Raw genomic sequence first — 7,489 nt, 5'->3', positions numbered from 1 at the left:
GGCTGGTAGAGTCCTTCACCGCCGTGCTCAAGCAGCACGTCCTTGCCGGCGACGCCGAAATCGGCCGCGCCGTATTGCACGTAGGTCGGCACATCGGAAGCGCGCACGATAATGACGCGAACGGCGGGATCGTTGGTCGGCAGGATCAGCTTGCGCGACTTCTCGGGATCTTCGGTGACGGTGATGCCGGCCGCCTGCAGCAGCGGCATGGTCTCTTCGAAGATGCGTCCCTTGGAGAGCGCGAGGGTCAGTTGCTGGCTCATCATTTCACCCGCTGGATGTTGGCGCCGACGGCGGAGAGTTTGGCCTCCATGCGGTCGTAGCCACGGTCGAGGTGATAGATGCGGTCGACCAGCGTCTGCCCCTGGGCAGCGAGGCCGGCAATCACGAGCGAGGCCGAGGCACGCAGGTCGGTGGCCATCACGGGTGCACCAACCAGCTTCTCCACACCCTGCACGACCGCTGTGTGGCCGTCAATGTCGATCGCGGCGCCGAGGCGGTTCAGCTCCTGCACGTGCATGAAGCGGTTTTCGAAGATGGTTTCCGTCACGCGGCTGCTGCCCTCCGCGATGCAGTTGAGCGCCATGAACTGCGCCTGCATGTCGGTCGGGAAGCCAGGATATTCGGTGGTACGGAAGCTGACCGCCTTCGGACGCGCCGCCATCTGCACGCGAATCCAGTCCGGACCGGAAGTGAGGATGGCTCCGGCTTCGCGCAGCTTGTCGAGCGCGACGTCGAGGATGTCGCTACGGGTGTTCTTCAGCGTCACGTCGCCGCCGGCGGCAGCTACCGCGCACAGGAAGGTGCCGGTCTCGATACGGTCGGGAATCACGTTATGCGAGGCGCCGTGCAGCTTGTCGACGCCCTGGACGACGATGCGGTCGGTGCCGATGCCTTCGATCTTCGCGCCCATCTGCACCAGCAGGTTGGCGAGGTCGGTGACCTCGGGCTCGCGCGCGGCGTTCTCGAGCACGGTCTCGCCGTCGGCCAGCACGGCGGCCATCAGCAGGTTCTCGGTGCCGGTCACGGTGATCATGTCGGTGACGATGCGCGTGCCTTTCAGGCGTTTCGCCTTGGCGTGGATGTAGCCGGCCTCGATCGTGATGTCGGCGCCCATGGCCTGCAGGCCCTTGATGTGCTGGTCGACCGGACGGGAGCCGATCGCGCAGCCGCCGGGCAGCGACACCTTGGCTTCGCCGAAGCGCGCCACGAGCGGGCCGAGCACGAGGATGGCCGCGCGCATGGTCTTCACCAGCTCATACGGCGCTTCGAGCTTGTCGATGGCGCCGCCGTTGAGCGACATGCGGTCGCCGTCCTGTTCCACACGCAGGCCCATCTGGCGCAGCAGCTTGAGCATGGTGTTGACGTCCTGCAGGTGCGGAACATTGGACAGCTGCACGGTGTCGGCGGTCAGCAGGCCGGCGCAGAGGATGGGCAGGGCCGCGTTCTTCGCGCCGGAGATATTGATTTCACCCGACAGGCGATTGCCGCCGGTAATAAGCAGTTTGTCCATTACTGTTGCTGGAATTCTTCAGGAGTGAGGGTTTTCATCGACAGCGCATGGATTTCCTGGCGCATGCGGTCGCCGAGCGCGGCGTACACGAGCTGGTGGCGCTGGATGGGGCGCTTGCCTGCAAAAGCCGGCGACACGATCACCGCGCTGAAGTGATGGCCGTCGCCTTCCACGTCGAGATGGGTGCAATCAAGGCCGGCGGCAATATATTCTTTGACAAGCTCGGGGGTGGGCAGCATGGTGTTCCTTTAGTGGCGCAATTTGTAACCTGTCTTCAGCAGGCGGATGGCAAAGCCGGCGAGCAGCAGGAAAAAGACGCTGACGATGATGAAACTGGTCGATGGATCGACGTCGGACTGGCCGAAAAAGCCGTGACGGAAGCCATCAATCATATAAAAAAACGGGTTGAAGTGCGACACCGTCTGCCAGAAGGCCGGCAGCGAGTGGATCGAGTAGAACACGCCAGACAGGAAGGTTGCCGGCATGATCAGGAAGTTCTGGAAGGCAGCCAGCTGGTCGAACTTTTCCGCCCAGATGCCCGCGATCAAGCCCATGGTGCCAAGGATGGCCGCGCCGAGCAGCGCGAAGAGGATGATCCACAAGGGCGAGTGGTACGTCAGGCTGCCCGCCCAGGACGTCGCGATGAACACACCCGCGCCCACGGCAAGGCCGCGCACGACGGAAGCGAGCACGTACGCACCGAACAGTTCCCAGTGCGACAACGGCGGCAGCAGCACGAACACGAGGTTGCCGGTGATCTTGGACTGGATCAGCGAAGACGAGCTGTTGGCGAACGCATTCTGCAGCACGCTCATCATCACCAGGCCGGGTACCAGGAAGGAGGTATATCGAACGTCGGGATAGACCTGCACGTGGTCTTCCAGCACGTGGCCGAAGATCAGCAGGTAGAGCATCGCGGTCAGGATGGGCGCGGTGATGGTCTGCATCGCGACCTTCCAGAAGCGCAGCACTTCCTTGTAGAGCAAGGTCTGGAAGCCGGTCATTTCTCGCCCTCCATGATCTGGATGAAGACGTCCTCGAGATCGGCCTGCTGCAGCTGCATGTCATCGATCACGGCACCCGCCTCGCGCAGGCGCGCAAGGATGGGTTCGACATCTGTGTATTCGTTGACGCGCAGCGTGTACTTGTTGCCGGAGATGAGCTCGTCCGGATGTGACACCAGCGGCTTGAGCACATCTGGCAGCGCGCCTTTCGCAAGGCGGACCAGCAGCTGCGAACCCGAGATGCGCTTGATCAGCGCCGAGGTGGAATCGAGGGCCACCACCTTGCCGGCCTTCAGCATGGCGATGCGGTTGCACAGCGCTTGCGCTTCTTCCAGGTAGTGCGTCGTCAGCACGATGGTGTGGCCTTCGCGGTTGAGGCGGGTGATGAATTTCCACAGCGTCTGGCGCAATTCCACGTCCACGCCGGCGGTCGGCTCGTCGAGCACGATAACCGGTGGCTTGTGCACCAGTGCCTGCGCCACCAGCACGCGGCGCTTCATGCCGCCCGACAGTGCGCGCATGTTGGTATCCGCCTTGTTGGTCAGGTCGAGGTTGGCCATGACCTCATCGATCCACTTGTCGTTGTTTTTCAGGCCGAAATAACCGGACTGCATGCGCAACGTCTCGCGCACCGTGAAGAAGGGATCGAACACCAGTTCCTGCGGCACGACGCCGAGGCGCTTGCGTGCTTCGCGGTAGTCGCGCACGACATCGTGGCCGTGGATGGAAACCGTGCCCGCATCGGCGCGGTTGAGCCCCGCGATGATCGAGATGAGCGTGGTCTTGCCGGCGCCATTCGGCCCGAGCAGGCCGAAAAACTCGCCCTGCTCGATGGACAGCGATACGCCGCCAAGCGCTTGCAGCGACTTGTAGCGTTTTTCGACATTGACGATTTGGAGAGCAGCCATGCTGGCTTGATTTTCGTGAAAGAGCCGGCGGGGGCATCGCAAACGGAGCGACGCGAGCGGCGAAACCCTTGATTATATTGGATTTCCCGGCCGGAAGCCGGATTGGGAGGCTGACCTTGCAGGGTCAATGATGCGGGAGGTCGGTGCGGGGCACCGTGTGGAGCAGTTCGTCCACGCCGTACAGGTGGACCAGGCTCTGGAGATTGGCCGGAAGATTGCGAAACACCAGCGACTTGCCGTCCCGGTGCGCCGCGCGTTGCCAGGCGAGCATGGTGGCAACGGCAGCTGAATCGACCAGCGTCAGTTCGGCGAGGTCGATTTCAGTCTGCCCGCCGGCGATCGCACGCAATCCGTCATCCAGCACGGATTGCGCATCATGCACGGTCAGTGACTGGGCAGGACGGTAGCTCATCAGGAGGGCTTGCCGGTCTTGGCGGCGCTGGCAGCCAGGCGCTTGTTGCGTTCCGACAGGGTTTTGATCAGGCCATCGATGCCGCCCTTGTTGATTTCGGTCGCGAAGTTCCCCTTGTAGGTCTCGACCAGCCAGGCACCCAGTACGTTCACATCATAGATCTTCCAGCCGGAAGGCGATTTTTCCAGGCGATAGTTGAGCTGGATCGGATCACCGCCGCGCGGCTGCAGCACCTGGGAGCGCACTTCGACTTCGGTATCGCTCGCGTCGGCGCGCATCGGCTTGAATTCCAGCTTCTGGTCCTTGACCTGGGAAATCGCGCCCGAATAGGTGTAGACCAGCAGGGTGCGGAATTCATTGGTGAGCTGCTTTTGCTGCTCGGGCGATGCTTCGCGCCAGAAGCGGCCTGCGGCCAACGCGGTCATGCGCTGGAAATCGACGTGTGGCAGGATCTTGGCTTCGACCAGTTCCAGCACGCGCTTCTGGTTGCCTGCCTGGATGTCCTTGTCGCTCTTGGCGGTGTCGATCACTTCCTGGCTGATGCGCTTGACCAGCGCGTCAGGCGCTTCCTGCGCCACGGCGGCGGGCGCGAATGCCGCGCCGGCCAGCACAAGACCGGCGACTGCACATAATTTCTTGAAAACGTTCATATCTTCCTGGGTAAAAAAGCGGACGACTCGGCGTCCGGACAAGTCGGCACAATCCCGACAGTTGGTATCGTACCAAACGGCGGCAAAACGGGTCGCTTGTTACTTCGATTCCTTGTCGACAACACCAGCTGCGGTAGCGCCGGCCTCGTTTTGTTCCACTTTGACAACCATCGCCCGTGCCGGTTCCCCGGTTGTTGCCGCTGCGCCAGTTTCCTGGCCGCCAGAGTCACCGCTAGCTTCGCTTGGACCGACATCGAACTCGTATGAGCTGCTCGGCGGATCGCCGTCGTACACCTTGCTCTGGCGGCGCTGCAGGTACGCGTCACGAACGAATTCGTAGCGGTCGAGCGCGGCTTCTTCCAGCAGGTTCGACGCATCCAGCACCACCGCGCGCTGGTCCACAATGCGCAAGACTGAGCCCGGATTGCGGACATGGACAGGACGTACGTTATGCCACGGGTCGCCTTCGATATCCAGCGGCAGGACGGCCACATCGCGCACAGTCGAGGAGCCGAGGAACGGCAGGACGACATAGGGCCCGGAACGCACGCCCCAGCGGCCGAGGGTTTGACCGAAATCTTCCTTGTGCTTCGGCAGGCCGGCTTCCGATGCGATGTCGAGCAAGCCGCCCAGCCCGAAGGTCGTATTGAAGGTGAAGCGCATGATGTCGGAAAAACCATCCGCTATCTTGCCTTGCAGGAGGTTGTTCACCGCCGTCCAGCCGTCTTCCAGGTTGCCGAAGAAATTGCCGACGCCGGTCTGCACGAAGTCGGGCAGCGTCTTGTACGCCTGCGCTGCCGGCTTCAATGCGGCCTGGTCCAACGTGTCATTGAACTGGAACATCGCACGATTGAAGTTCTCGAACGGGTCCTGGGGATGCGTGGATGCGCAGCCGCCCAGTGTGAGTGCCGCCGCCAGCATCATGATTCGTAGCGCAGGACCCATTATTTCTCGCCTTCCTTTCCTTCGGCTGCCTTGCTGTACAAGAACTGGCTGATGAGGCTTTCCAGCACCACTGCGGATTGCGTCATCTTGATGCGGTCGCCCGCGACGAGATTGTTCGTATCGCCGCCAGCTTCCAGGCCAATGTACTGCTCGCCCAGAAGGCCGGAGGTCAGAATCTTGGCCGAGGTGTCCTTCGGGAACTTGTAGCCGTTTTCCAGCTCCAGCGTTACAACCGCCTGATAGGACTTGTCATCGAACTTGATCGCCCCTACCCGGCCAACCACCACGCCCGCGCTCTTGACCGGCGCGCGCGGTTTGAGACCACCGATGTTGTCGAACTTGGTGATGACCGGATAGGTCTTCTCGAACGACAGGGAACTCATGTTCCCGGCCTTCATTGCCAGGAAAAAGAGGGCTGCCGCGCCAAGAAGCACGAACAGGCCTACCCACATGTCTATTGATTTTCTTTGCATGACCCAATACTCACAATATAGGATGCGGAACCGATTTACAGTGCCGTAAACAGAATTAACCTTGCTTGCAACATGTCCTTTGCGCGGTGTCAGCTGAACATCAGCGCCGTCAACAGGAAATCCAGCCAGAGGACGGAAAGCGACGCGATCACGACGGTGCGCGTGGTCGCCCGCGCAACACCTTCCGGCGTCGGCTGCGCTTCGTAGCCCTGGAACAGGGCGGTAAACGTGACGGCAAAGCCGAAAACGATGCTCTTGAACACGCCATTGGCGATGTCCTTCCACACGTCCACACCGGCCTGCATCTGCGACCAGAACGATCCCTCGTCGACGCCGATCATCAGCACGCCCACGACATAGCCGCCCAGCACGCCGACCGCGCTGAAGATCGACGCCAGTACCGGCATCGCGATGACACCGGCCCAGAAGCGCGGCGCGATCACGCGCGCCAGCGGATTCACCGCCATCATTTCCATGGCGGCCAGCTGCTCTCCTGCCTTCATCAGGCCGATCTCCGCCGTCAGCGATGTGCCGGCACGACCGGCGAACAGCAGGGCGCTCACGACGGGCCCGAGCTCGCGTACGAGCGACAGCGCCACCAACAGGCCGAGCGCCTCTTCCGAGCCGTAGCGGTTCAGCGTGTAATAGCCCTGCAGTCCAAGCACGAAGCCGACGAAGAGGCCCGACACGGCAATGATCACCAGCGAGTAATTGCCGATGAAATGGATCTGGTCCGTCACCAGCCGTGGCCGCCGCAACACGCCGCCAGACGCGGCGAGCACGGCAAAGAAGGAGCGCGTCGCGAACCCGACACTGGCCACCGTTTCGCGCACCCCGCGGCCGAGGGAAGCAATCGCGCCGATCATCGCTCCACCTCGCGGAACAGGTCATCCTTCAGCGACCGCCCCGGGTAGTGGAAGGGCACCGGGCCGTCGGCTTCCGCGTGGACGAACTGCTTCACGTACGGGTCTTCCGACGCCAGCATCTGCTGCGGCGTACCGTGCGCGACGATCTTCCCTTGCGACAGGAAGTACACATGGTCAGCGATCAGGAAGGTTTCGTGCACGTCGTGCGATACGACAATCGAGGTCGACCCCAGCGCATCATTCAGGCGGCGGATCAGGTTGGCCGCCACGCCCATCGAAATCGGATCGAGGCCAGCGAAGGGCTCGTCGTACATGATGAGTTGCGGATCCAACGCGACTGCGCGCGCCAGTGCTACCCGCCGCGCCATGCCGCCGGAGATCTCCGACGGCTTCAGGCTGGCTGCGTTGCGCAGGCCGACGGCATGCAGTTTCATCAGCACCAGGTCACGGATCAGCTCTTCCGGCAGGCCGGTGTGCTCGCGCAGCGGAAACGCGACGTTTTCGTAGACGGTCAGGTCGGTGAACAGCGCGCCGTGCTGAAACAGCATGCCCATGCGGCGGCGCATTTCATACATGCGCTTGGTGTCGCGTGCATTGACATCCTGGCCGTCGAACAGAATGCGGCCCTTTTGCGCCTGCAGCTGCCCGCCGATCAGGCGGAGGATGGTCGTCTTGCCCGAGCCCGAGCCGCCCATGACTGCCACGACCTTTCCACGAG

At 62.3% G+C, this 7,489-nt stretch carries 11 protein-coding genes; all 11 read right to left on the bottom strand.

Features of this window, described 5'->3' with window-relative positions; genetic code table 11:
- On the bottom strand, positions 1-263 hold a 263-nt coding region (gene hisG, locus AYR66_RS07075), incomplete at its 3' end, for an ATP phosphoribosyltransferase (protein WP_088709661.1).
- Complete coding sequence (gene murA / locus AYR66_RS07070; RefSeq protein ID WP_088706925.1) at positions 263-1,513, bottom strand: UDP-N-acetylglucosamine 1-carboxyvinyltransferase; 1,251 nt, start codon at positions 1,511-1,513, stop codon at positions 263-265. The genes hisG and murA, both read right to left, overlap by 1 nt.
- Positions 1,513-1,752, bottom strand: coding sequence for a BolA family protein (locus AYR66_RS07065; protein WP_088706924.1), 240 nt, complete (start codon positions 1,750-1,752; stop codon positions 1,513-1,515). The genes murA and AYR66_RS07065 overlap by 1 nt, the downstream gene beginning before the upstream one ends.
- 9 nt (positions 1,753-1,761) lie before the next feature.
- Complete coding sequence (locus tag AYR66_RS07060; RefSeq protein ID WP_088706923.1) at positions 1,762-2,517, bottom strand: ABC transporter permease; 756 nt, start codon at positions 2,515-2,517, stop codon at positions 1,762-1,764.
- Positions 2,514-3,425 (bottom strand): ABC transporter ATP-binding protein, encoded by a 912-nt coding sequence (locus tag AYR66_RS07055; RefSeq protein WP_088706922.1) that lies wholly within the window; start codon positions 3,423-3,425, stop codon positions 2,514-2,516. The genes AYR66_RS07060 and AYR66_RS07055 overlap by 4 nt, the downstream gene beginning before the upstream one ends.
- Before the next feature lie 124 nt (positions 3,426-3,549).
- Entirely contained in the window at positions 3,550-3,837 is a 288-nt protein-coding gene (locus tag AYR66_RS07050; protein ID WP_088706921.1) for an STAS domain-containing protein, read from the bottom strand.
- A complete protein-coding gene (locus tag AYR66_RS07045) occupies positions 3,837-4,487 on the bottom strand; it encodes an MlaC/ttg2D family ABC transporter substrate-binding protein (RefSeq protein ID WP_088706920.1) in 651 nt (216 codons plus the stop codon). The genes AYR66_RS07050 and AYR66_RS07045 overlap by 1 nt, the downstream gene beginning before the upstream one ends.
- 99 nt (positions 4,488-4,586) lie before the next feature.
- On the bottom strand, positions 4,587-5,432 hold the full coding sequence (locus AYR66_RS07040) for an MlaA family lipoprotein (protein WP_088706919.1): 846 nt from the start codon (positions 5,430-5,432) through the stop codon (positions 4,587-4,589).
- Complete coding sequence (gene mlaD, locus AYR66_RS07035; protein ID WP_088706918.1) at positions 5,432-5,905, bottom strand: outer membrane lipid asymmetry maintenance protein MlaD; 474 nt, start codon at positions 5,903-5,905, stop codon at positions 5,432-5,434. The genes AYR66_RS07040 and mlaD overlap by 1 nt, the downstream gene beginning before the upstream one ends.
- An 89-nt stretch (positions 5,906-5,994) precedes the next feature.
- Positions 5,995-6,771 (bottom strand): lipid asymmetry maintenance ABC transporter permease subunit MlaE, encoded by a 777-nt coding sequence (gene mlaE, locus AYR66_RS07030; RefSeq protein WP_088706917.1) that lies wholly within the window; start codon positions 6,769-6,771, stop codon positions 5,995-5,997.
- Positions 6,768-7,489 (bottom strand): ABC transporter ATP-binding protein (locus tag AYR66_RS07025; protein WP_234814845.1); only part of this gene is annotated, 722 nt, incomplete at its 5' end. The genes AYR66_RS07025 and mlaE, both read right to left, overlap by 4 nt.

It is taken from the genome of Noviherbaspirillum denitrificans, from assembly GCF_002211445.1.
GTDB classification, from domain to species: Bacteria; Pseudomonadota; Gammaproteobacteria; order Burkholderiales; family Burkholderiaceae_D; genus Noviherbaspirillum; species Noviherbaspirillum denitrificans.
The sequence above is the reverse complement of the archived record's forward strand: the minus strand, read 5'-3'. Positions and strand labels throughout refer to the sequence as shown.

What these genes read in the sequence shown, in the direction of transcription:
- murA (WP_088706925.1), bottom strand. Translation starts at nt 1,513, where the DNA reads ATGGACAAACTGCTTATTACCGGCGGCAATCGCCTGTCGGGTGAAATC.
- AYR66_RS07065 (WP_088706924.1), bottom strand. Translation starts at nt 1,752, where the DNA reads ATGCTGCCCACCCCCGAGCTTGTCAAAGAATATATTGCCGCCGGCCTT.
- AYR66_RS07060 (WP_088706923.1), bottom strand. Translation starts at nt 2,517, where the DNA reads ATGACCGGCTTCCAGACCTTGCTCTACAAGGAAGTGCTGCGCTTCTGG.
- AYR66_RS07055 (WP_088706922.1), bottom strand. Translation starts at nt 3,425, where the DNA reads ATGGCTGCTCTCCAAATCGTCAATGTCGAAAAACGCTACAAGTCGCTG.
- AYR66_RS07050 (WP_088706921.1), bottom strand. Translation starts at nt 3,837, where the DNA reads ATGAGCTACCGTCCTGCCCAGTCACTGACCGTGCATGATGCGCAATCC.
- AYR66_RS07045 (WP_088706920.1), bottom strand. Translation starts at nt 4,487, where the DNA reads ATGAACGTTTTCAAGAAATTATGTGCAGTCGCCGGTCTTGTGCTGGCC.
- AYR66_RS07040 (WP_088706919.1), bottom strand. Translation starts at nt 5,432, where the DNA reads ATGGGTCCTGCGCTACGAATCATGATGCTGGCGGCGGCACTCACACTG.
- mlaD (WP_088706918.1), bottom strand. Translation starts at nt 5,905, where the DNA reads ATGCAAAGAAAATCAATAGACATGTGGGTAGGCCTGTTCGTGCTTCTT.
- mlaE (WP_088706917.1), bottom strand. Translation starts at nt 6,771, where the DNA reads ATGATCGGCGCGATTGCTTCCCTCGGCCGCGGGGTGCGCGAAACGGTG.